A 21679-nucleotide genomic window follows, 5' to 3' on the forward strand; every position below is an offset into this window, starting at 1 on the left:
TCCCTTCAGCTCCCCCCACAAGCAAGGTACACTGCCTCAACACGCTCACACAGAGCACCGTCAATACCGCCGTTCTCAGGAAAATAACGCCAAATCCTGTGGCGGTAGCGTGTCGGAAAACCTTGCAACACCCAGCCTCAGGACGCCACCGGCATGCCGCCCATCATGAAAACCCTGACCATCTTCGGCACCCGCCCCGAGGCCATAAAAATGGCCCCACTCGCCCTGCAACTGGCTGCCGATGAACGCTTCAATGCCCAGGTATGCGTCACCGGCCAACACCGTGAAATGCTCGACCAGGTCCTTGACCTCTTCGACCAGCAACCCGACTACGACCTGAACATCATGAAAGCAGGCCAGGACCTGACCGACGTCACCTGCGCCATCCTGCAAGGCCTCAAGCCCGTACTGGCTGAAGCCAAACCGGATATCGTCCTGGTCCACGGCGACACCGCCACCACCCTGGCTGCCAGCCTCGCCGCCTACTACCAGCAAATACCCGTCGCCCACGTCGAAGCCGGCCTGCGCACAGGCAACCTCTACTCCCCCTGGCCGGAAGAAGGCAACCGCACCCTCACCGGCGTACTGACCGCCCTGCACTTCGCCCCCACCCCAGGTTCACAACACAACCTGCTGCGCGAAGGCATTCCAGCAGAACGCATTCACGTCACCGGCAACACAGTGATCGACGCCCTGCTCGACGTGGTTGCCAAACTGGACAACAACCCGACGCTACAAACACAGCTAGCCGAACAGTTCAGCATGCTCGACCCGGCCAGAAAACTCATCCTGGTGACCGGTCACCGCCGGGAAAGCTTTGGTGGAGGCTTCGAGCGCATCTGTCAGGCGCTGGCTAACACCGCCAGCCGACACCCGGACATACAAATTCTGTACCCCGTGCACCTCAACCCCAACGTGCGCGAACCGGTCAATCGCCTGCTCAGAGACCAGCCAAACATCCATCTGATCGAACCGCAGGACTACCTGCCCTTCGTCTACCTGATGAACCGCGCCCATATCATCCTGACGGACTCCGGCGGCATCCAGGAAGAAGCGCCCTCCCTCGGCAAGCCAGTACTGGTCATGCGCGACACCACCGAGCGCCCGGAAGCCGTCGACGCGGGCACCGTCAAACTGGTCGGCACCGATGCAACCAGCATCTGCCAACAGCTCGACCTGCTGCTACAGGACAAAAACGCCTACGCCGCCATGGCCATGGCCCACAACCCCTATGGTGATGGCCAGGCCTGCAGCCGAATCCGTCAGCACTTGCTGGACTGGGCCGGTGCCCGCTAAATGATGCAACAGAGAAAGCACATGACCTTCAACACCATCTCCATGATCGGCCTGGGTTATATCGGCCTGCCCACCGCCGCCGCCTTTGCCTCACGCAAAATCAAGGTCATCAGTGAAAAAATCAACCAGCATCAGCATCACAACCAAAGAGCCAATTCACCATGAAAATCGCCGTCGCCGGTACTGGTTACGTCGGCCTCTCCAACGCCGTACTCCTTGCCCAGCACAACGAGGTTGTTGCGCTCGATATTTTGCAAAGCAAGGTCGCACTCATCAACAACGGGCAATCCCCTGTCGTAGATGCAGATATAGAAGACTTCCTGCGTATCAAAGACCTCAATCTCACCGCCACGACTGACAAGTATCAGGCCTACGAGAGCGCAGAGTTCATTATCATCGCAACACCGACTGACTACGATCCGGATACAAACTACTTCAACACCACAAGCGTTGAAGCCGTAATCAATGACGCAATGGCAATCAACCCTGATGCCACCCTGGTGATCAAATCGACCGTTCCCGTCGGTTACACAAAAAACCTGCGCAAAGAAACCGGTAACCAAAACATCATTTTTTCACCCGAGTTTTTACGCGAAGGCAAAGCCCTGTATGACAACCTCCACCCTTCTCGCATCGTAGTCGGCGACCAAAGCGAGCGAGCACAAAAATTCGCAAAGCTGCTCAAGCAAGGCGCAATCAAGCAGGATGTAGAAGTACTGCTGACCAACAGCACGGAAGCCGAGGCAATCAAGCTCTTCGCGAACACCTACCTGGCCATGCGTGTCGCCTATTTCAACGAACTGGATACCTTCGCCGAAAGCCACGGTCTGAATAGCCGTGAAATCATCGAAGGCGTATGCCTTGATCCTCGTATCGGCAATTACTACAACAACCCCAGCTTTGGATACGGTGGCTACTGCCTGCCAAAAGACACCAAGCAGCTGCTGGCCAACTACCAGGAAGTACCCAGCAACATCATCAAAGCGATTGTCGATGCCAACACTACACGTAAAGATTTTATCGCCAATGCCATCATTCAGCGTAATCCAAAGGTTGTCGGCATATATCGCCTGGTAATGAAAGCTGGCTCAGACAATTTCCGCACGTCCGCGATCCAGGGTGTAATGAAGCGTATCAAAGCCAAAGGCATCGAGATCGTCATATACGAGCCGAGCTTAAAGGAAAAGACATTCTATAATTCGAGAGTTATCAATGAGTTGGGTGAATTCAAACAAGCCAGCTGCGTCATAATTGCCAACCGACAAAGTGACGAGCTGGAAGATGTAAAAGATCGGGTCTATACACGAGATCTGTTTGGTAGTGACTAGCTCATCAAATGCCCCAGAATATAGACTCTATCCCTACCAGGAAGGGGCTGAGTCAATTTTTCCAAGACCAGTTCCAGCAGCACCTTGAACACCACTAAACAAGAAAAACCCAGTAATAAGGGCGAGATGGTGCTCACAGATATAAACTAGGCATACTTGAACGGGCAACCTGAACAATGAGTTGCTTGGTTGCTGATTCGCCTGGCTGGATACGGGTACCAACGTAAGCCAAATGGATATACTGGAAGGAAAACAATGATTCCCGTAACCAAGCCGTACCTCCCAAACCGAAACAAGCTCAACGAATATATTGATAGTATCTACGAATGCCACTGGCTTACTAACAACGGTCCGCTGGTTCAAGAATTAAGTCGCCGCTTGGAAGAATATTTGGGCGTCAAGAATCTCCTGCTTGTCTCCAATGGCACCTTGGCCCTCCAAATTGCCTACCGAGCACTCGGTATTAATGAGCCGGTAAAAGGAAAACAGGCTGAAGCGATAACGACGCCATTTACCTTCATCGCGACAGCAAGCTCCTTAAAGTGGGATGGCATTCAACCCGTTTTTGCGGATATAGACCCGCAAACATGGTGCTTGGCTCCGGAGAATATTAAAGCCGCAATTACTCCTCAGACCCGTGCCATAGTCCCGGTACACGTGTTTGGTAATGCTTGTGATGTGGAAGCCATTGATACTGTTGCCCAAAAACACAAGCTTAAAGTCATATACGACGCCTCCCATGCCTTCGGCGTAAACTACAAGGGCAAAAGCCTGCTAGAACACGGCGATGCCTCTACTCTAAGCTTCCATGCCACCAAACTGTTTCATACCGGTGAAGGTGGAGCAATTGTTTTCAAGCGCAAGGAAGACCTAGACCGAGCAAAAAAAATGATTAACTTTGGAATCACCGGGCCGGAGACCATAGAAGAGTTAGGAATCAACGCCAAAATGAATGAATTGCAAGCAGCAATGGGGTTGTGCGTTCTAGACGAGATGGAAGGCAATATGAATGCCAGGGCTGAAATTTGGGCAAACTACGAAAGAAAATTAGCAGGTTCAGTACAGTTTCAAAAGATAAGTGAAAACATCTCATATAACTCAGCATACTTTCCAGTAGTGCTCGATACTGAGCAGAAAGCCATCGAGATAGAAAAAAAATTGAAAGAGATAGGGGTTTGGGCACGCCGGTATTTCTACCCATCACTAGAGACTGTCAGGTTTTTAAATGGGCAAAACCAGCAGCCCGTTTCACATGACATAGCCAGCCGTATTTTATGTCTACCAATTTACTGTACTTTAGCCATTTCTGACCAAGATAAAATCTCAAAAATCGTGAAAGAACAATCCGTCAAGACCTCAGAATGAGGCCAAGTTCAGGAGCGCATGAGCATATGAAAACAATTGGAGTGATAGGTGCTGGAGGATTTGGTCGTGAAGTCATGCCGCTAGTTAGAAAAATGATGAATGATCAAGAAGAGAAGGATTTTGTTTTCATTGTTGAAGATGAGTATGACACTGGAACCCAAACAATAAATGAATACAACGTTATAAAATTAAGTGATTTTCTCAAAATTAAAGGTGAGAAATATTACTGCATCGCAATTGGAGATTCAAAAATAAGAGAGAGGATCTCTACAAAAATTCCAGAAAACATGGCGACTCCTATCTCAGTTTTCTCAGAAACTCACATATCATTAGATCAGAACATGATTGGACCTGGCGCCATATTTTCCAACTTCACTCATGTAACATCAAATGCAAAGATCGGCAAGCACTTTCATTGCAACATATATTCATATGTGGCACATGACGTTGTAATAGGAGATTATGTAACTTTCGGGCCAGGGGTAAAGTGCAATGGTCATGTAGTCGTGGAAGATCATGTTTATATTGGCACCGGTGCAATCATAAAGGATGGAACACATAGTCCAATCACTATTGGTCAGGGGGCGATTATTGGGATGGGCGCCGTCGTAACCAAAAGCGTAGCTCCAGGCGAAATAGTTGTAGGGAACCCTGCAAGGCCAATTAAAAAAAATTAAGCCGGCTTTAACTAGACTGTTTAGATTGTTATGAAAATCCTACATATTGCAACGGACGATAAATTCATAGAGCAGGCCATCCCTGTATTTGAAAGTGTATTTCCGGGCAAGAACGACGTGATAATTTTCACCAAAACAACGCCGCTTCAATACGTTAAGCTTCAGACTGCAAAAGTAGTATTAAAAAACAAATTATTCTTTACAAGGGCCGCTGTAGATAGAGAAATCTACAACAGATATGAAATAATAGTTTTTCATTCATTCTCACACTTAACATATCCAGAAATATTCAACATACCCATAAACAAGGCGACAATATGGCTTGGATGGGGGTATGACTACTACGAGGATACGCTCGGGAAAGATACATTACTGCTTGAGAAAACGCTTAATCTTTCAAAAAGGCTCGAACCAACAACACCCATATATGTCATCAAGAAAATAATTAAGAAATCAGCTGTGTTCTTGGGTGTTATCGCTTCAAAGAAAAAAGCCATTGAGCGCCTAACGATATTTGCGCCTGTCCTCCCATCTGAATTTGATATGGTCAAAAATTCCAAGAATTGGAAGCGATTTCCTGACCATGCCATTTGGAATTATGGAACCATAGAGGATAATTTGATAAAAGGCTTTGAAACTGAGAGCGTGAGCGGAAATTCCATTCTTGTAGGAAATAGTGCGTCCTTAGAGTGCAACCACGCTGAAGCCTTCGACATATTGAAAAGCATAGGGATAAGTGACCGAAAAGTTGTTGTCCCCTTAAGCTACGGCCAATTGGAATACAGCAAACTGATATCGACCCTTGGCAAGGACTACTTCGGCGAAAACTGTGAATCTTTAAATACGTTCATGCCTATTGAAGATTACGTCAAGACCATAAGGAAATGCGGCTACGTAATAATGAATCATAAGCGTCAGCAAGCGGTTGGAAATATCGTGATCATGCTTTACCTGGGAGCCCGAGTATTTGTCCGCACTGAAAACCCAGTGTTCCGTTTTTTTAATAGCTTGGGTATTCAGCTATCCACGATGGAAGAGCTGGAAAACAATCATGACCTTATTAACACCCCCCTCTCCAGAGCTGAGCGAGCCTGGAATAGAAAAACTGTCAGCAATTACTGGTCGCGAGAAAAAGCATTTAGAAGAACCGAGCAACTCATCAACAATGCGTTTTCTCTAAGCCAGCAATACAACACAGATTCAAAAAAGCATTAACGACTTGACGGTCGAGAAAATAAATGAAAATAAGCAAGAATCATCACAACAGAAAACTCCATAATTGGTTGGCATATGATATTGGAGATCAGTTCTTAATAAAATATGTAGACCGATATAATGGAACACTCTACGACTTGGGCTGTGGCGAGTCACCGTACAAAGATTTTTTTCTGACTTATGCTGACCGCTATGTAGGGGTTGATTGGACAGGCAGCCTGCACAACACGAAAGCTGACATTGCAGCTGATTTGAATAAACCTTTTCCCATTGAGTCTGACGTGGCAGACACCATCGTGTCACTTTCAGTCCTGGAACATCTTTGTGAACCACAAAATATGCTGGATGAAGCCTTCCGCATCCTGAAGCCAGGGGGCAATATTGTCCTTCAGGTGCCTTGGCAGTGGTGGATACACGAAGCTCCTTACGATTTTTTCCGTTATACACCTTACGGCTTGAAGTATATGCTCGAGAAAGCAGGATTCAGGGATATCTTGGTGGAAGCGCAATCAGGCTTTTTCTCTATGTGGATCCTGAAAGCCAATTATTTCAGTAGACGATTGATAAAAGGGCCAAAGCCTCTTCGCTGGCTTATAGGGGCCATTTTGAGCGTGATATGGTTTGTGAATCAGAAAACAGCGCCACTACTCGACAAACTGGATCGCAATTGGGACCTGGAAACCAGTGGCTACTATGTAACCGCAAGGAAATCCTGAAATGAGCTTGAAGGCTCAAGCGGTTAGCGGTGTTAAATGGACCGCTTGGTCAACCTTGCTTATCACTGCCTTTCAGTTTGCTCAGCTATCTATTCTAGCTCGCCTTCTGGACCCGGCCGATTTCGGCCTCATGGCGGTAATGATGGTGGTCATCGGATTCTCTCAGGCCTTCCAGGACATGGGAATCAGCAACGCCATTATTCAGCGGCAAAATATAACCCATACACAGCTGTCAAGCCTGTACTGGCTGAACATCGCGTCGGGGATTGTGCTTTGCCTGATTGTAATGGCGATCTCCCCTTTGGCAGCAGACTTCTTCGACGAACCCAGAATCTCCGGGCTGATGAAAACCCTTTCCGGTGTTTTTATTCTGGTCGCAATCGGCAATCAGTATCGAGTACTTTGCCAAAAGGCGCTGCAATTTCGCTATACGGAAACCATCGATATCATTGCAGCTGCAGGATCTCTTGTTGTAGCTGTTTACTTCGCTTTACAGGGAGCGGGTGTATTGGCCCTTGTATACGCAATGCTGGCCCAGGCAGGCCTGGCAAGCGCCTTGTTTCTCTGGGTTGGCTTGCGCGAATATCACAGGCCGTCGCTTGTTTATCGGCACGCCGAACTGAAAGGGTTCTATGGATTTGGCCTGTACCAAATGGGTGATCGCTGTATCAACTACCTCGCTACCAACGCTGACAAATTGCTTATCGGGAAAATGGTGGGAATGAGTGCAGCCGGCTTTTACAACCTGGCATGGCAACTCATCATTTTTCCAGTCAGCAAGATCAACCCCATTGTTACCAAGGTTGCTTTCCCGGTCTATTCCAAGGTTCAGAATGACTTCACGGCTCTGAACCGATATTACACATTCAATGTGAAGGCATTGTCTTTGGTTACCTTGCCAATACTTGCCTTTCTGTTCTTCTTCTCGCATGACGTCGTTCGGATTGTATTTGGTACTGGATGGTCCGCTACCGCTGAATTGATTCCAGCCCTTGCGCTTGTAGGTATGCTGCGGGCGCTGGGCAATCCCGGTGGGGCGATTGTGCTGGCCCTGGGAAGAGCGGATGTGGGCTTTTGGTGGAATGTTGTATGGTCTGTTTCTATCGTGACCGCGCTCACCCTGGGGTTAATGATATCCCCCTCCGCACATACTGCAGTCAACATTTTAGTCGCTTTGTCCATCACGCTAGGAACGTTCTGGCATGTCATAATTGCAAGAATATCCAAAGTTGACTACTGGCCAATAGCCAGACATTTTTTCACCTTATTTACAGTAGTAATGGCTATAGGCTGGGCGGGAGCTTCATTGGTTGAGGGAAACGAAATAAACAATCCCGTATTACGGCTCGTCAGTGGCGGACTTTTCTGCATATTGACGTATGTGGTGTATCTTTATCTTTTCGAAAAAGAGATATTTAAAATACTGAGAAATCAAACCAATAATGAACTATAACTCTGTAAGCATATGATGATAGAGAAATGCTCAATTATAATACCGATATATAACAGCTCGCAATTCATTGAAGAATCATTGAATAGCATTGAAAAACAAACAGCAAATATTGAAGCAGAAGTTATTCTAATAGATGACAAATCAGACGATCTAGGTATCCTAAAAAATAAAACCGAAAATTTTAAAAGATTTCCAATACGGCTTATTGAAAAGAAAGTAAAAAGCAATGCTGCTACAAGCAGAAACCTTGGATTAAAACTATCAAGCTCTGATTATATATTTCTATTGGATAGCGACGATTTGTTTATGCCAGAACACATCGAACAAAGAATAGAAACACATAAAAGAACAAAGGCAGGCATTATATTTAGCGATTTTAACTTAGCAAGCAATCAAAAAATCAAGGATGAGAACATAAAGCGCAGCGAATTCATCCTGTCAGATATGCGTGAATACTTATTTGGCAACAATCAAAGCGACTTCCGAACCTCAACCATTAGCATATGTAAGTATTTTTACAAAGAAACATTATTTGATGACAGACAAAATAAACATCAAGACTGGGGGTTCGCCGCCAGGGCATCTGACAACAATGAAAAAATTTATTTCAGCTCATCTAAAACCATTATCATTAATGAACAAATAAATCCTCTCAGGATGAGCAACAAACAAAACTTAGCTGCAACTGATTACTTTATTGAACAGTACCTGTCAGATAAAAAACATGTTGTGAATTTTTGCAAAAGGCATATTGGCAATGCTATAAGAAACCAAGACACCAACGCGACAGCTTATTACCGAAAAAAACTACTGCCATATTTGAAAGAAACACCAATAAAACTCAAAAATTTTAACATTCATTTCTTGCTGCTTTTTTCACCCAGCCTAATAAGCAGAACACTACTACGTATAATTGATATATTTAAACTTTGGAAATCTCGAACTTTTTTAAACAGTAAAGCTTGGAAAAAGCAATGATAGAAAAAAGACTACACTACTGCTGGTTCGGCGGAAACACTCTACCTCCGTTACACCGTCGGTGCATTGAGTCCTGGAAACAAACTAATCCCGATTTTGAAATAATGAGATGGGATGAAACAAATACTGACTTTGATACACCTTTCCTTAAATATTCATTCAAGAAACGGCAGTGGGCATTCATATCTGACTATATCCGAATGCGTGTAGTCCATAAATTTGGTGGAGTATACTTAGATACAGACATGGAGGTAATAAAACCTCTTACGCCGTTACTCGATTCATTTTGCTTTTTGGGTGAAGAATCTAACGGGAGACCTAACACAGCAATTTTTGGTGCAACTACAAAACATTTATTCACTACAGAATGCATGAAAATAATAGATCATCGTTTCAAAACCAATATGCCGTATTTAATTGCGCCAGAAGTAGCTATCCAAGCAATCATGAATATGGATGACACCAATATAAAAGTGCTGCCTTCAGAATATTTTTATCCATACAACCCTTATGATATCGAAAGAGAAACAAAAAACTTAATGTATGCCGATATTACTCATAACACCTATGCCATTCACCATTGGGGAAAAAGCTGGGAGATGAGCCTATATGAAAGAATCAAACGAATCGCCAAAAAAAAACTACTTACTTCAAGAGCTGATTCATGAAAATATTAGCTCCTAACATTCCTAGGTTATTATTAAAATCAGGTCCATACTCACTAACCCTAATAACTCTAGCCTTACTTGCCATTTCAGGTCTATCATCACCATATGATTACAACTGGCTTCCAGCCTTTGGCATTCTTGAATTCACCTTTCTTATATCAGCAAGCTTAATCGCTACTAAACCAAAGCGTGAACTGCTGCCTTTGTTTGCTGTATTATTAGTATACTTGGTCACTACTTCAGTAATAGCTTACCAGACCAAGCCAACGCATACCCTGGATTACTTACAAGCATATAAAGCCTTTTTTTACTTACTCCCCATCCCCTTTCTTATAAAATCAAAAAATGTAGACCCAAAGCTTGTTTTGTATTTTTTTTACTTTTTGATTTTTTGTTTTTTGTTAAAATATAGTTACTCTAGAGTCGCTGAATTTACACCGCGAATGGCTGACCGCCCAGGCCTTTATGGTGAAAACAATTTTGAACTTATTTTCCTCATATTACTTTATTATCTTTTAAGTATTAGAACATCCTTACCGAAAGCAATCTTACCCTTGCTGGCAGTAATAATCGTATTATCAGGCTCAAGAAGTGCAGCCTTAACTTTTTTAGCTGTATTTTTCTTTGCGCACTTGTCCCAGCTAAACTATCGCAGCATTATATACATCATAGTTCTCCCTGCTGTAGTAGCAATAGTTTACTATGTAGTAACATCGCGCGGAGAGTTAACCATTGAAACAATAGACAGGTTTAAATTCTTCAATATCTTTCTCTACGAAATCAGACATTGGAGCATTTTTGACTTTCTTTTAGGAACTAAGCCGATCACCCCTTTAAGTGGAGCAACCTGTTCTATTCTAAGCTACTATGATGACTTATACAGCTTATCCGGAGACCAGACATGTTACTCAGTAATATTGCATTCATATATACTGCGGGTTATATTTGATCATGGAGTATTGGGCTTATTATTTATAATAATATTTTATTATTCAACACTTAAACTTTGCAAGTTTTCATCTAAAGATGCAATCTGCTTTATAACTATCATGTTACTTTCAGCGCTTTCGGTCTCATCATTTAATAGCATATTCTCACCATTAGCATTGCTTTTTTTTATAGCACTTAAAGGTACACATGAAAAAGAAACAATCATCAGACATCCTAAGACTCATATCGGAAAAAAACAAAAGCTCCTGCCAAATCAATAGTAATTCAGGGGAGAATACTACCTTCATAAATCACTATTCTTACGGTATTCTTCGGAAACATATTGAACTTTTGGAAAACTTTACATCTATTCACATAGATGGAATCTTACTTTGCATCGTATTAAATAGAATTGGAATCCCAGTTCGTCGTTTAAGCTTTGATATGACATCGCTTGCCCCCGCTGTTTTTGAGCGCGCCTCAAGAACCAATGAGTCAATAATACTTGTGGGCGGTGAAACAGGAGTCGCTAGAATTGCTGCAAGTAATTTCTGTCAAAAACACCCTGGCCTGAATATCATTGCAGTATATTCAGGTTTTTTCCCTCCAGAGCGCCCCAAAGAAGATGTTTTAAATGAAATCCGCTCTGCTGCCCCTGATATCGTCATATGTGGTATGGGTACACCTCGCCAGGAAGAGTTTTTAGATGAATTAACTAAAGCTGGCTGGCGCGGCACTGGATACACTTGCGGTGGTTTTTTACATCAAACAGCAAAAAGAGGAAATACCTATTACCCAACCTGGGCAGACAAGTATAATCTTCGCTGGCTATACCGAATCTACGACGAGCCCAAGCTTTTTAGTCGCTATACTATTGATCTTATTCGTTTTCTTTATTTCTTCGTTCACGATTATTACCGATATAAAAAATATAATCAATCAACTATAAGGTAATTCCCTCTAAAAACCAGAGAGCTCAAAAGTAGAGCTAACCGCAACGAAATTCTGCATGAAAAATCACGTTTTTCCGATAGCCAAATTATGGCAATTCTCAAACAAGCTGAGAACGGCGTGCCGGTACCCGAGCTGTACCGTGAACACCGCATGTGCAGTGCCAGCTTTTACAAATGACGAGCCAAGTTCGGCGGCATGGTTACGTCAATGATGAAGTGTCTGAAAGAGCTCGAAGATGAAAACCGGCGGTTAAAGAGAATGTATGCCGAAGAGCGTCTCTAGTCAGAGCTGCTTAAAGAAGCCCTGGAAGGGAAGTTTTAAAGCGATCTCTACGTCTTGAGATGGCACACAAAGCGGTTGCTGATGCCCGTTGCAGTATTCGTTGGCCTGCGCCATCTTGAGTGTCAGCGAATCCTTTATCGCTTCCAAGCCAAACTCAGAAGTAAAAATGCGGAGAGCGCCGACCTGCTGGTGGGGTTAATTCACAACAAGCGCAACTTGGCTTTAGCCTATTTTTCCTGTACTTGCGCAACGTGAAAAGACACTCCTGGAGCCACAAGCGCGTTTATCGGATTTACCGGAAACTGTAACTGAACATGCGGATCAAGCCCTGCAAGCGGCTGGTTCGTGAGTAGCCCAAGCCGCAGGTCGTGCCGACGGCCATTAACACCAGCTTATATGTACATGAAAATTTTACGGTTAAATCTAGGGGAAAATATGAAGAAGCTAATTAAGTCCGCCGCAAAAAAAATACTTCCGAAATCTATCACAAATGAAATTAAAGCAATTATAAATGCTAGGTCCGATAGAACTCCAATTGCTAAAAGGCACTGCAACATTTGTGGTTATGAGGGTTTTTTTAAGGGGTTTGGACGGCCGACGAGGCTTGACGCGTGTTGTCCAAAATGTGGTTCTCTTGAGCGCCATCGACTCCTCATGTTGGGAGTTGAACGTGGATCGATTTTGAATTTTGATAACAAGAATGCTGCTGTTTTACATTTTGCTCCAGAACCGATTTTAGAAAAAATTTTTAGAGATCGTTTTTCTGATTACTGTACTGCTGATTTATTTGCAGAGTCTGATATAAAATTAAATATAGAAGATATAGATTTAGGTGATGAGAAGTACGACATTGTCATTGCAAACCATGTGTTAGAACATGTTGATGATAGGAAAGCATCTAGAGAACTATCTAGAATTTTGAAGAAAAATGGAATTCTTATTTGTCAAGTCCCTATCATTGAGGGGTGGGATAAAACCTATGAAAATGACAATATCTGTACTGATTTAGAGCGTTGGGTACACTTTGGGAAAGATGATCACATAAGGTTTTACGGTAAAGACTTTAGGGACAGGATTTCTGAGAGTGGATTTAACCTGTTTCAGGAGATAACCGCTGAAGGTGTAGATGTTGTCAATAATGGTTTACTTCGTGGTGAAAAAGTTTTTGTTTTTCAAAAAGCTAGCAACTGAAGATATCCATCTAACGTAAAAACAGGCAGTTAAAGCGAGGAACCGGAGCGCTCAAAAGTAGAATTTTCCGTAAGCTAAACGCAGCGAGACTCTTCATGGAAAAATCAGAGGGTGTTCAAAACTCTGTGTCACCGACAGCAGCGTCACAGACTGATGTATTCGTCCAGGCGCTCGGGGAAGTGGATGGCCATCTGCGACAGCGTCAGGTTCCAGTTCTGAACGGGGTGGGTCCAGCGCTCGGATGCCTTGAGTATACCGGCATAGAGCAGCTTCAGTAAGGCGTTCTCACTGGCAAAGCCGCCCTTGGTCTTGGTCAGCTTGCGGAACTGGCGATGCACAGCCTCCACCGCATTGGTGGTGTAAATCGCAGTGCGGACGTAATCGGGATATTTGAAGTAGGCCGATAGGGTTGGCCATTTGCCCCGCCAAGACTTGATCACCATTGGATATTTCTCGCCCCATTTGGCTTCCAGTTCATCGAGTGCGATTTCTGCGGCGTTCAGCGTTGCAGCCTTGTAGACGGGCTTCAGATCAGCCATGAAGGCTTTCTGGTTTTTCGATGCGACATACTTCAGCGAGTTGCGGATCTGGTGAATCACGCAATGCTGGATTTCCGTTTTCGGGTAAATGCTCTCGATGGCTTCCGGGAAGCCTTTCAGGCCATCTACACAGGCGATCAGGATGTCCTTAACGCCACGATTGTAGAGGTCTGTCAGCACGGAGAGCCAGTGATGGGCGCCTTCCTGGTCGGACAGATACAGGCCAAGCAGCTCCTTCTTTCCCTCGATGTTCAGGGCGAGAATGGTGTAGATGGCCTTGCTGACGTAACGCCCGTTTTCCTTGATTTTGTAGTGAATGGCGTCAAGCCAGACAATTGGATAGATGACTTCAAGATCACGCTCTCGCCATGCCTGTAGCTCTGGCAGAAGTTTGTCGGTGACAGCATTGATGGTGCCGTTGGACAGCTCAATATCATATAACTCAGCAATGTGAGCGCGGATGTCCTGGTACCTGTTGCCGAGCGCAAACAGGGCCAGGATTTTGCGCTCCAGCTCATCGGTCAGGTGCGTCTGGTGTTTCTTGATAAGCTGGGGCTCGAAGGTGCCGCTGCGGTCACGGGGCGTCTTCAATTCGAAGCTGCCGACGGGGCCTTTCATGGTCTTGCCAGTCGTGCCATTCTTGCGGTTCGGCGTGGCCTCTTTGGCAAGATGATTGTCCAACTCAGCCTGCATGGCGGCTTCGGTGAGTTGCTTGATCAACGGCGTGAGAATGCCGTCTTTACCGGTCAAATCCTGGCCGTCACGCAGGGCTTGCAGGGCGGCGTCAATGTCGAATGTGGGTTTGCTCATGGTTCACCTCTCTGATGAGTAGATTAAAGAGGTGACACAGAATTATGAACACTACCAAAAATCACGTTTTTCCGATAGCCCGATTATGGCAATCCTCAAGCAAGCCGAGAGCCTATGTGTCAGCGTAGTTATCGCCTGATAATTTCAGAGGACAACCATGCCCATTACTCACCGGAACGTGAGGAAGCCATCCTCTAGAAGATGGCCCCACCTCATAGCCTGACGGTGGCCGAGCGAGCAGGTCGGGAAGGCATGAACCGCGATCTTGTACAATTGGAGTGAAGCAGCCAGAGATCGAGGTTCCGTTTTGCCGTCGAACTCAGCCACTCCTAAAAAGTGGAGTAGAGAAGAGAAGTGCCGCATTGTTCTGGAGACTGCCCCAATGACCGAGGCGGAGCGCAGCGAATATTGCCGCAAGCACGGTCTGTATCCGGAGCAAGTCGAAGCTTGGAAGACTGCCTGCATGGTTGCCAACGCTCATTCTCACGAACAGGCCAGGCGTCACCGGAAAGCGGCTAGTCGAGCCCGCTACAAAGAGCGTTTCACATGGGAGCGAGTCCTTGGTGAATACGAACAATTGCTGACTAAGTGGTACCCATCCAAATAATTACAAGTCAGCCTATCTCATTCACAGGACAGCAACTGTCGGTGCCCACTTAAATTGGTTATGTTCTGAAAAGGAGTTTTCATGAAAGGCATCATCCTCGCCGGCGGCTCTGGAACCCGTTTGCACCCTATTACCCGTGGCGTTTCAAAGCAGCTGTTGCCAATCTACGATAAACCAATGATTTATTATCCGCTGTCTGTTCTTATGTTGGCGGGCATTCGTGAAGTGCTGGTCATCTCAACACCAGAAGATCTCCCCTGCTTTCGTAAACTACTGGGAAATGGCTCGGATTTTGGTATTGAACTCAGCTATGCGGAGCAGCCCTCCCCTGACGGTCTGGCTCAGGCCTTCCTTATTGGCGAGAAGTTCATTGGCGACAGCAATGTCTGCCTGATTCTTGGTGATAACATTTTTTATGGCTATGGCTTCAGTGCCATGCTGCATGAAGCTGCGTCACGTGAGAAAGGCGCGACGGTATTTGGCTACCACGTTAGCGATCCAGAGCGTTTTGGTGTCGTTGAGTTTGGTAGCAATGGAAAAGCTATCTCCATAGAAGAAAAACCTGCGATACCAAAGTCCAGCTATGCGGTAACCGGATTGTATTTTTATGATAGCGACGTGGTCGACATCGCCAGACAGGTAAAACCTTCTCACCGTGGTGAGCTGGAGATTACTGATATCAACAATGCCTATCTGCAGCGTGGCGATCTGCATGTGAGCTTGCTCGGGCGAGGTTTCGCCTGGCTGGATACCGGTACCCATGACTCCCTGATGGAAGCCAGCCATTTTGTACATACCATTGAGTCGCGCCAGGGACTGAAGGTCGCTTGCCTGGAAGAAATAGCCTATCACCAGGGTTGGCTGGACGCAGCGCAATTGGAAGAGCAAGCCAACGCGCTCAGCAAGACCGGATATGGTCAGTACCTGCACAAGTTGCTGGTGAATCAGCAACCTAGTTAAGGCGTTAAGTGCGGGTTTGAGTCGTAGCGTTATCTGGTGATTGTAGGGTTGGACCCGGCAGCCCTGATGGGCTGCTGTGCCGAGTGCAACTCGGCGTTCCCAGGCGGTGGTGGTCCCAAAGCGTGGCGGTGCCAGCTGCTGCTTACCCATCGATCGTCGGTCCGACAGTGTTGTTGGTTGCAAGCACCGCCCTGCCGGTGGCACTGCTGCCGGGAACGCCGAGTTGCACTCGGCTGGCAGTGCGTAGCGCTGCTTGAGTTAAACCCGCCAGCCCTGGCGGGCTACTATGCCGAGTGCAACTCGGCGCTCCCAGACGCTGGTGGTCCCAAAGCGTGGCGGTGCCAGTTGCTGCTTACCCATCGTCGTCGGTCCGACAGTGCTGTTGTTTGCATGCACCGCCCTGCCGGTGGCACTGCTGCCGGGAACGCCGAGTTGCACTCGGCTGGCAGTGCGCAGCGCTGCTTGGGTTAAACCCGGCAGCCCTTGCGAGCTGCTTTGCCGAGTGCAACTCGGCGGTCCCAGGCGCTGGTGGTCCCAAAGAGTGGCGGTGCCAGCGGCTGCTTACCCATTGATCGTCGGTCCGATAATGATATTGGTTGAGTGCACGGTGCTGCCGGTGGCGCTGCTGCCGGGAACGGGCGCTCGCTTCTTGCAGGGTGTAATGGTGGGTTGAAGTGGCCAGTGGCCGGCTTTGGGCGCATACTGTGAGGCGTTGTGACTGGCAGCAAAAATAATAAGGAGTTGCCCCTCGATGCCCTCCAGGTACATGCCTCATGTGTACAGTCTTCGCACCGAACTGACGCTGTGGTTTGGTGGCCTTTCCCTGATTATTTTGCTCGCTGCGGGTTTTTATGTCGGCAATATTGCCACCGGGGCGCTTGCTGCCCACAGCGGAGAGCTGCTGTTTCAGCGGGCCAAGTCTGCAACTGACTTGCTGGAGACCCATCTGCGCGAACGTGAAAAGGAAATTGCGCTTTTGGCGCGTTCGCCTTTGCTGGTCAACGGGGATCTGGGCAGCGCCGTTATTCGTGAGGTGCTGGAGATGCGCCAGCAGACGAATAATGAATATGCCTGGATTGGTGTGTCCGGTGTGGATGGACGTATCACGCAGTCTACCGGAGGCTTGCTGATTGATGTGCAGGTGGATCAGCGGCCCTGGTTTCAGGCGGCGTTGAAGGGGCGTTTTATCGGTGATGTGCATGAGGCGCTATTGCTGGCCAAGAAGCTGGAAAATGCATCGCCGGATCAACCCTTGCGGTTTATCGATTTTGCTGCGCCCATCAAGGGCCCAGATGGCAAAACGCGCGGTGTGCTGGGTGCCCATGCCCACTGGCGCTGGGTGACGGAGACGGTCGAGTCGGTGATGACGGCGGGGCTGGACGATTCAGGCATTGAGTTACTGATTGCCGACAGCCGCGATAATATTATCTACCCTTTGGCCTTTGTTGGTACCACCCATTTGCCACAGATCGGCGCGGATCACGGTCATTATCTGCGCATGCGCTGGGCGGATGGTGAGGAGTATTTTACTGTTGTGCAGGATGTGAATACCGGCCTGGAGCCAGGGCTTGGCTGGCGTATCGTTGTGCGTCAGCCTTTGCATGCGGCATTGGGGCCAGCGGAATCTTTGCGTAATCATCTGTGGTTACTGGGTGTGCTGTCCGCGCTGATGTTTGTGCTGATAGCTCGGAGGTTGTCCGCCCAGCTCAGTCGTCCGATTGAGCAGTTGGCGGCGGCGGCCCGTTCGGTGACCAGTCGCAATGGCAAGGTTGACTATCCCCAGGCGGAGCATACCCGGGAGCTGAAACAGTTGGTGGAGTCGATCCGTTATATGACCGATTCGTTGCTGCAACAGGAAAGCGAGTTACTGGCACTTTGTCGCTGGAGCAACAAGTGGCTGAACGGACTCGGGAGTTGTCGGCGGCCAACCTTAGGCTTGAGAAGCTGGCGACTGAGGATGCGCTTACCGGCATTGCCAACCGGCGTTCCTTTGATGAGAAGCTGATGGAGCTGTGGCACGCTTTTCAGCGCACGCAACGGCCTTTCAGTTGTCTGATTCTGGATATTGATCACTTCAAACAGGTGAATGATGTGCATGGCCATGCGCTGGGCGATCAGGTATTGCGCGAACTGGCTGGGGTTTTGCACGATCAGGTACGGGTGACTGATGTGTTGGCTCGATATGGTGGTGAGGAGTTTGCGCTGCTGCTGCCTGAAACTCTGGCGCAGCCGGATGCGCTGGCTGTGGCCGAAAAAATCCGCGAGACGGTTGAAAACAGCCGGTTTGTTGCTGATCTGCGCATTACGGTAAGTATTGGGCTGAGCCAGGTGCGGGCTGAGGATGAGGCGCTTGATAAACTGTTTGAGCGGGCTGACGAGGCGCTGTACCGCGCCAAGCATCAGGGCCGCAACCGAGTTGCCTGCGCCTGACTCGCTGTTATAGCCAGGCACCGCCGCCCTTCCCGTCGGCAAGTGACATATTCATCGAATTAAATGAATACTTGATGTGAACAGTTAATATACCTGTAACCCGCCGCTCTGACGTCGATACTATCGCCCCCTCTTAAATGGCTATTTTCATCCTTTCTGGCCTCCTTGGCCTGGTCGGTATCAGGCGGGTGAAATACAACAAACTGACTTACGAAGGACGTTATATGAAGTCAGGAAAATTTTTGTTGGCAATCGCAGTGTCATTCCAATCGCTACGCCCGATGCCAGTATGGCGAGTGGGCAAAAGGGCTCTGTTTATATTGCCTCAGTGGTGGATAACCGGGTATTTGAGGAGGCCCCTCGGGACCCTCCAGTACCGTCACTGGGGTTTGAGGGTGCAAGTGCTGCAACAGATGCGATCAAGGCGCGAGCAATAGGACGAAAAAGAGACTCCTATGGCAAGGCGCTGGGTGACATTCTTCTGCCTGAAGGTCAATCGGTTGAGCAGTTAATACGTTTGCATGCGACCACTGCGTTCAATGATACGGGGTGGCAGGTGGTTGATATCGCCGTCATCGCGAAGCCGCAGGCTGTGGCGATCCATTTTTGGCCTGCACCATTGGATTGTCACGTCGCTGCGCTCCTCGCAATGACATGCATTATTTTTTCAGGGTGAGTTTGACGTTGAGGCCGCCGAGGGGGCTGTCTTGCAGCTCTAGCTGCCCCTGGTAGGTATCGACCAGGTCGCGGACGATAGCGAGGCCGAGGCCATGGCCGTTGACGCTTTGGTCCAGGCGGGTGCCGCGTTGCGTGGCTTGCTGGCGTTCCCCTGCGCTGATCCCGGGGCCGTCATCTTCGAGGCTGAGTTGCAACTGCTGGTTGTCCAGCGTCCAGTCCAGCCGAATCTGACTGTTGGCCCATTTGCAGGCGTTGTCGAGCAGGTTGCCGAGCAGCTCGAGCATGTCTTCACGGTCAAAGGGCCACTGCTGGCCGCTCGGGTAGTCGGGATGGCTGATGTGCAGGTGCTGGCCATGCACCTGTCGCAATGAGGTTATCAACAGGGGCAGATCAGTTGCCGGAGCAAAGCGTTGGCCGGCGTGACTTTCCGGGGCCAGACGGGCGCGTTGCAGGGCGCGTTCGAGTTGGCGGCGCATACCCTGCAGTTGGGTCTGTATAACCGCGCGGTCGTCTGCTTGCAGTTGGGGTTTGACCAGCAGACTTTCGATCACGGCCAGTGGGGTTTTCAGGGCGTGGCTGAGGTCGCCGACGTCGCGCCGTGAGCGCTGGATGATGCTGTCCATTTGCGCGCCCAGGTGATTGATTTCCTTGACCAGTGGCATGAATTCTCGGGGTACGTCGTCACTCAGCATCAGGCGTTCACCGGCCTGCCATTCGGCCACTTCCTGGCGGGCCTGGCGCAATGGACGCAGGGCGAGTTGCAGCAGGCTTTGTTGCAGCAGCAGGCTGACCAGTACGGCCAGCCCACCGAGCAGCCATAACCAGAGCCGGGCGCGTTGAAAGGCGGCGAGCTGGGGCTGATAATCCAGTGCGACACTGATCTGCACGCTTTGCCCGAAGCGTTCAAAACGGTCGGTGCGCACCAGCAGTTGCTGGCCCTGGGGGCCGGCAGCCAAGGCAAAGCGGCCGCTGCTATCGGCGGTGGGCAGACGCTGATCCCACAGCGAGCGCGAGCGCCAGCGGTTGTTGTCGGTTTCGATCAGGTAATAACGGCCGGAAAAGGGGCGCAAGTAATCGGGGCTAACGCGGGAGGCGTCGAGAAAAACCCCTTCCGCGTTTCGGCTGAGGGCTGCAAGCAGGGCATCACTTTCCCGTTGCAGGTCTTTGCCCAGGTAGTCGCGCTGGGCCTGGTCGAACAGCCAGATGGCGCTCTGCCCGACCAGTATGACGGTGGCCAGCAGGACCAGCAGCAGGCCTGTCCCCAGTTGCCGGCTGATCGATTTCATGGTGTCAGCCCGACCAGCACATAGCCCTGGCCGCGACGTGTTTCAATAGCCTGTTTGCCGAGTTTGCGGCGCAGGTGATTGATTTGTACTTCGATGACGTTTGAGTCACGCTCGGCTTCATAGTCGTAAAGGTGCTCGGCGAGGCGGGTTTTCGACAGGATCTGGCCCGCATGCAGCATCAGGTAACGCAACAGGCGAAATTCGGTGGCAGACAATTGCACGGCATGCAGGCCGGGGCCGGAAACTTGCTGGGTCGATTCATCGAGTGTCAGGCCGGCGGCATCAAGCGCCTGTTGCGGTTCACGGCCATGACTGCGGCGCAGAAGCGCCTGCAGTCGGAGGAGTAACTCCTCCGGGTGGAAGGGCTTGCTCAGGTAGTCGTCGGCTCCAGCACGCAGGCCTTCGACCCGTTCGGCCCAGCTGCCGCGGGCGGTGAGCACCAGCACCGGCATGCTCAGCCTCTGGTCGCGCCAGTTCTGCAGCACCTCAAGCCCGCCACGTCCGGGCAGGCCGAGGTCAAGAATACAGAGGTCGTAGGTTTCCTGTTCGCCCAGCAACTGCACATCGCGGCCATCGGTGCGCCAGTCAACCGCATAACCGGCTTGGCGAAGGCTTTGGGTCAGGCTGTCGGCCAGTGCTATGGAGTCTTCGGCAAGTAGCAGGCGCATTAGTCGTCCTCGTCGATATCGATATCCAGCAAAGTGCCGGTTACCGCATCATACTCGAGTTCGAGTACACGTCCGTCCCGGGTGATGACTTCAATTTCATACTCGTAGCGGCCATCATCGAACTCGAGTTCGGCTTCGAGAAAGCGCCCGGGGAATCGCTGCAGGGCATCGTCGATCAGGCTTTGCAGGGGTAGAATGCGGCCCTGCTCGACCAGCCTCAGTACCTGCTCCTGATCAATATCATCAGCCAGCAAGCCCCCCGCCAGCAGGCTGCCGATGCACAACCAGCCGCACAGGGCGGCGGGTTTGAGTGCGCGACGCAGATCAGTCATCAAGCTCGATCTTGATTGCTTCGCCGCTGCTGGCATCCAGGGTGATGTCCCATTTGCGGCCATCTTCCTGGCGGATATCCAGTTCATATTCATAACGGCCGTCATCCTGTTCCAGGTCGCGGTCGGTAATTTGACCGGGCTTGATGGCCAAGGCTTTTTCTTCCAGGGTTTCCAGCGGCATGATAATGCCCTGCTCGACCAGCAGAGTGGTCTTTTCGGTGCTGATGTTATCGGCAAAGGCGCTGGCCGAGGTCAGGGTGAGGCCGGTGATACAGGAGATTGCGATCAGTTTTTTCATTACGATATACTCCGTTGT

At 49.0% G+C, this 21679-nt stretch carries 22 protein-coding genes and 2 pseudogenes; 19 read left to right on the forward strand and 5 right to left on the reverse strand.

What is annotated here, in order from left to right; translation table 11 throughout:
* Positions 1-165: 165 nt before the first annotated feature.
* The 14 genes and pseudogenes from wecB (at position 166) to BLU07_RS08210 (ending at position 13053) form a co-directional block, all read left to right on the forward strand.
* The gene (gene wecB, locus BLU07_RS08155; protein WP_092389698.1) at positions 166-1296 is read left to right on the forward strand and encodes a non-hydrolyzing UDP-N-acetylglucosamine 2-epimerase; all 1131 of its coding nucleotides are present in this window, start codon (positions 166-168) and stop codon (positions 1294-1296) included.
* Between the two features lie 21 nt (positions 1297-1317).
* Positions 1318-1428, forward strand: a pseudogene (locus BLU07_RS08160) (hypothetical protein); the annotation flags it as partial.
* A gap of 29 nt (positions 1429-1457) precedes the next feature.
* Positions 1458-2624 (forward strand): nucleotide sugar dehydrogenase, encoded by a 1167-nt coding sequence (locus tag BLU07_RS08165; RefSeq protein ID WP_092385874.1) that lies wholly within the window; start codon positions 1458-1460, stop codon positions 2622-2624.
* Positions 2625-2879: 255 nt separating this feature from the next.
* Positions 2880-3989: a DegT/DnrJ/EryC1/StrS family aminotransferase gene (locus tag BLU07_RS08170; RefSeq protein ID WP_092385876.1), complete on the forward strand. Its 1110-nt coding sequence runs from the start codon at positions 2880-2882 to the stop codon at positions 3987-3989.
* 26 nt (positions 3990-4015) lie between these two features.
* Positions 4016-4666, forward strand: a complete 651-nt coding sequence (locus BLU07_RS08175; RefSeq protein WP_092385878.1) for a NeuD/PglB/VioB family sugar acetyltransferase — start codon at positions 4016-4018, stop codon at positions 4664-4666.
* Positions 4667-4696: 30 nt separating this feature from the next.
* A complete protein-coding gene (locus tag BLU07_RS08180) occupies positions 4697-5881 on the forward strand; it encodes a TDP-N-acetylfucosamine:lipid II N-acetylfucosaminyltransferase (protein WP_092385880.1) in 1185 nt (394 codons plus the stop codon).
* 23 nt (positions 5882-5904) lie between these two features.
* The gene (locus tag BLU07_RS08185) at positions 5905-6597 is read left to right on the forward strand and encodes a methyltransferase domain-containing protein (protein WP_092385882.1); all 693 of its coding nucleotides are present in this window, start codon (positions 5905-5907) and stop codon (positions 6595-6597) included.
* 1 nt (position 6598) lies between these two features.
* On the forward strand, positions 6599-8050 hold the full coding sequence (locus BLU07_RS08190; protein WP_092385884.1) for an MOP flippase family protein: 1452 nt from the start codon (positions 6599-6601) through the stop codon (positions 8048-8050).
* Positions 8051-8065: 15 nt separating this feature from the next.
* The gene (locus tag BLU07_RS08195) at positions 8066-9028 is read left to right on the forward strand and encodes a glycosyltransferase family 2 protein (RefSeq protein ID WP_407920106.1); all 963 of its coding nucleotides are present in this window, start codon (positions 8066-8068) and stop codon (positions 9026-9028) included.
* Positions 9025-9696, forward strand: a complete 672-nt coding sequence (locus BLU07_RS08200; RefSeq protein ID WP_092385888.1) for a glycosyltransferase — start codon at positions 9025-9027, stop codon at positions 9694-9696. Before BLU07_RS08195 ends, BLU07_RS08200 begins: the two co-directional genes overlap by 4 nt.
* Positions 9693-10907 (forward strand): hypothetical protein, encoded by a 1215-nt coding sequence (locus BLU07_RS17560; RefSeq protein WP_157719138.1) that lies wholly within the window; start codon positions 9693-9695, stop codon positions 10905-10907. Before BLU07_RS08200 ends, BLU07_RS17560 begins: the two co-directional genes overlap by 4 nt.
* Positions 10834-11580, forward strand: a complete 747-nt coding sequence (locus BLU07_RS08205) for a WecB/TagA/CpsF family glycosyltransferase (RefSeq protein ID WP_092385890.1) — start codon at positions 10834-10836, stop codon at positions 11578-11580. The genes BLU07_RS17560 and BLU07_RS08205 overlap by 74 nt, the downstream gene beginning before the upstream one ends.
* 87 nt (positions 11581-11667) lie before the next feature.
* Positions 11668-12212: pseudogene (locus tag BLU07_RS17860) on the forward strand (transposase); the annotation flags it as partial.
* A gap of 85 nt (positions 12213-12297) precedes the next feature.
* A complete protein-coding gene (locus tag BLU07_RS08210) occupies positions 12298-13053 on the forward strand; it encodes a class I SAM-dependent methyltransferase (RefSeq protein WP_157719140.1) in 756 nt (251 codons plus the stop codon).
* Positions 13054-13196: 143 nt separating this feature from the next.
* Here BLU07_RS08210 and BLU07_RS08215 read toward each other — a convergent pair whose 3' ends face one another.
* Positions 13197-14402, reverse strand: coding sequence for an IS256 family transposase (locus BLU07_RS08215; RefSeq protein WP_092385894.1), 1206 nt, complete (start codon positions 14400-14402; stop codon positions 13197-13199).
* Positions 14403-14709: 307 nt separating this feature from the next.
* On the opposite strand from BLU07_RS08215, the gene BLU07_RS18065 reads away from it, so the two are divergent.
* The 5 genes from BLU07_RS18065 to BLU07_RS17565 all read left to right on the forward strand — a co-directional run bounded on the left by BLU07_RS18065 (position 14710) and on the right by BLU07_RS17565 (position 19075).
* A complete protein-coding gene (locus tag BLU07_RS18065) occupies positions 14710-15009 on the forward strand; it encodes a glycosyltransferase (protein ID WP_407920107.1) in 300 nt (99 codons plus the stop codon).
* Between the two features lie 81 nt (positions 15010-15090).
* Positions 15091-15969, forward strand: coding sequence for a glucose-1-phosphate thymidylyltransferase RfbA (rfbA, locus tag BLU07_RS08225; protein ID WP_092385898.1), 879 nt, complete (start codon positions 15091-15093; stop codon positions 15967-15969).
* Between the two features lie 775 nt (positions 15970-16744).
* Positions 16745-17974: a cache domain-containing protein gene (locus tag BLU07_RS08235; protein WP_197675095.1), complete on the forward strand. Its 1230-nt coding sequence runs from the start codon at positions 16745-16747 to the stop codon at positions 17972-17974.
* Positions 17863-18399 (forward strand): GGDEF domain-containing protein, encoded by a 537-nt coding sequence (locus BLU07_RS17740; protein ID WP_231701710.1) that lies wholly within the window; start codon positions 17863-17865, stop codon positions 18397-18399. Before BLU07_RS08235 ends, BLU07_RS17740 begins: the two co-directional genes overlap by 112 nt.
* Positions 18400-18688: 289 nt before the next feature.
* Complete coding sequence (locus tag BLU07_RS17565; RefSeq protein WP_157719145.1) at positions 18689-19075, forward strand: hypothetical protein; 387 nt, start codon at positions 18689-18691, stop codon at positions 19073-19075.
* Here the strand turns inward: BLU07_RS17565 and BLU07_RS08240 are convergent.
* The 4 genes from BLU07_RS08240 to BLU07_RS08255 are packed head-to-tail and all read right to left on the reverse strand — an operon-like array spanning position 19059 to position 21661.
* On the reverse strand, positions 19059-20363 hold the full coding sequence (locus tag BLU07_RS08240) for a sensor histidine kinase (RefSeq protein ID WP_092385902.1): 1305 nt from the start codon (positions 20361-20363) through the stop codon (positions 19059-19061). The two genes, BLU07_RS17565 and BLU07_RS08240, sit on opposite strands and share 17 nt — an antisense overlap.
* Positions 20360-21031, reverse strand: coding sequence for a response regulator transcription factor (locus BLU07_RS08245; protein WP_092385904.1), 672 nt, complete (start codon positions 21029-21031; stop codon positions 20360-20362). Before BLU07_RS08245 ends, BLU07_RS08240 begins: the two co-directional genes overlap by 4 nt.
* Positions 21031-21363, reverse strand: coding sequence for a PepSY domain-containing protein (locus tag BLU07_RS08250; RefSeq protein ID WP_092385906.1), 333 nt, complete (start codon positions 21361-21363; stop codon positions 21031-21033). The genes BLU07_RS08245 and BLU07_RS08250 overlap by 1 nt, the downstream gene beginning before the upstream one ends.
* The gene (locus tag BLU07_RS08255; protein WP_092385908.1) at positions 21356-21661 is read right to left on the reverse strand and encodes a PepSY domain-containing protein; all 306 of its coding nucleotides are present in this window, start codon (positions 21659-21661) and stop codon (positions 21356-21358) included. The genes BLU07_RS08250 and BLU07_RS08255 overlap by 8 nt, the downstream gene beginning before the upstream one ends.
* Between the last annotated feature and the right edge of the window lie 18 nt (positions 21662-21679).

Source organism: Halopseudomonas salegens (genome assembly GCF_900105655.1).
GTDB classification, from domain to species: domain Bacteria; phylum Pseudomonadota; class Gammaproteobacteria; order Pseudomonadales; family Pseudomonadaceae; genus Halopseudomonas; species Halopseudomonas salegens.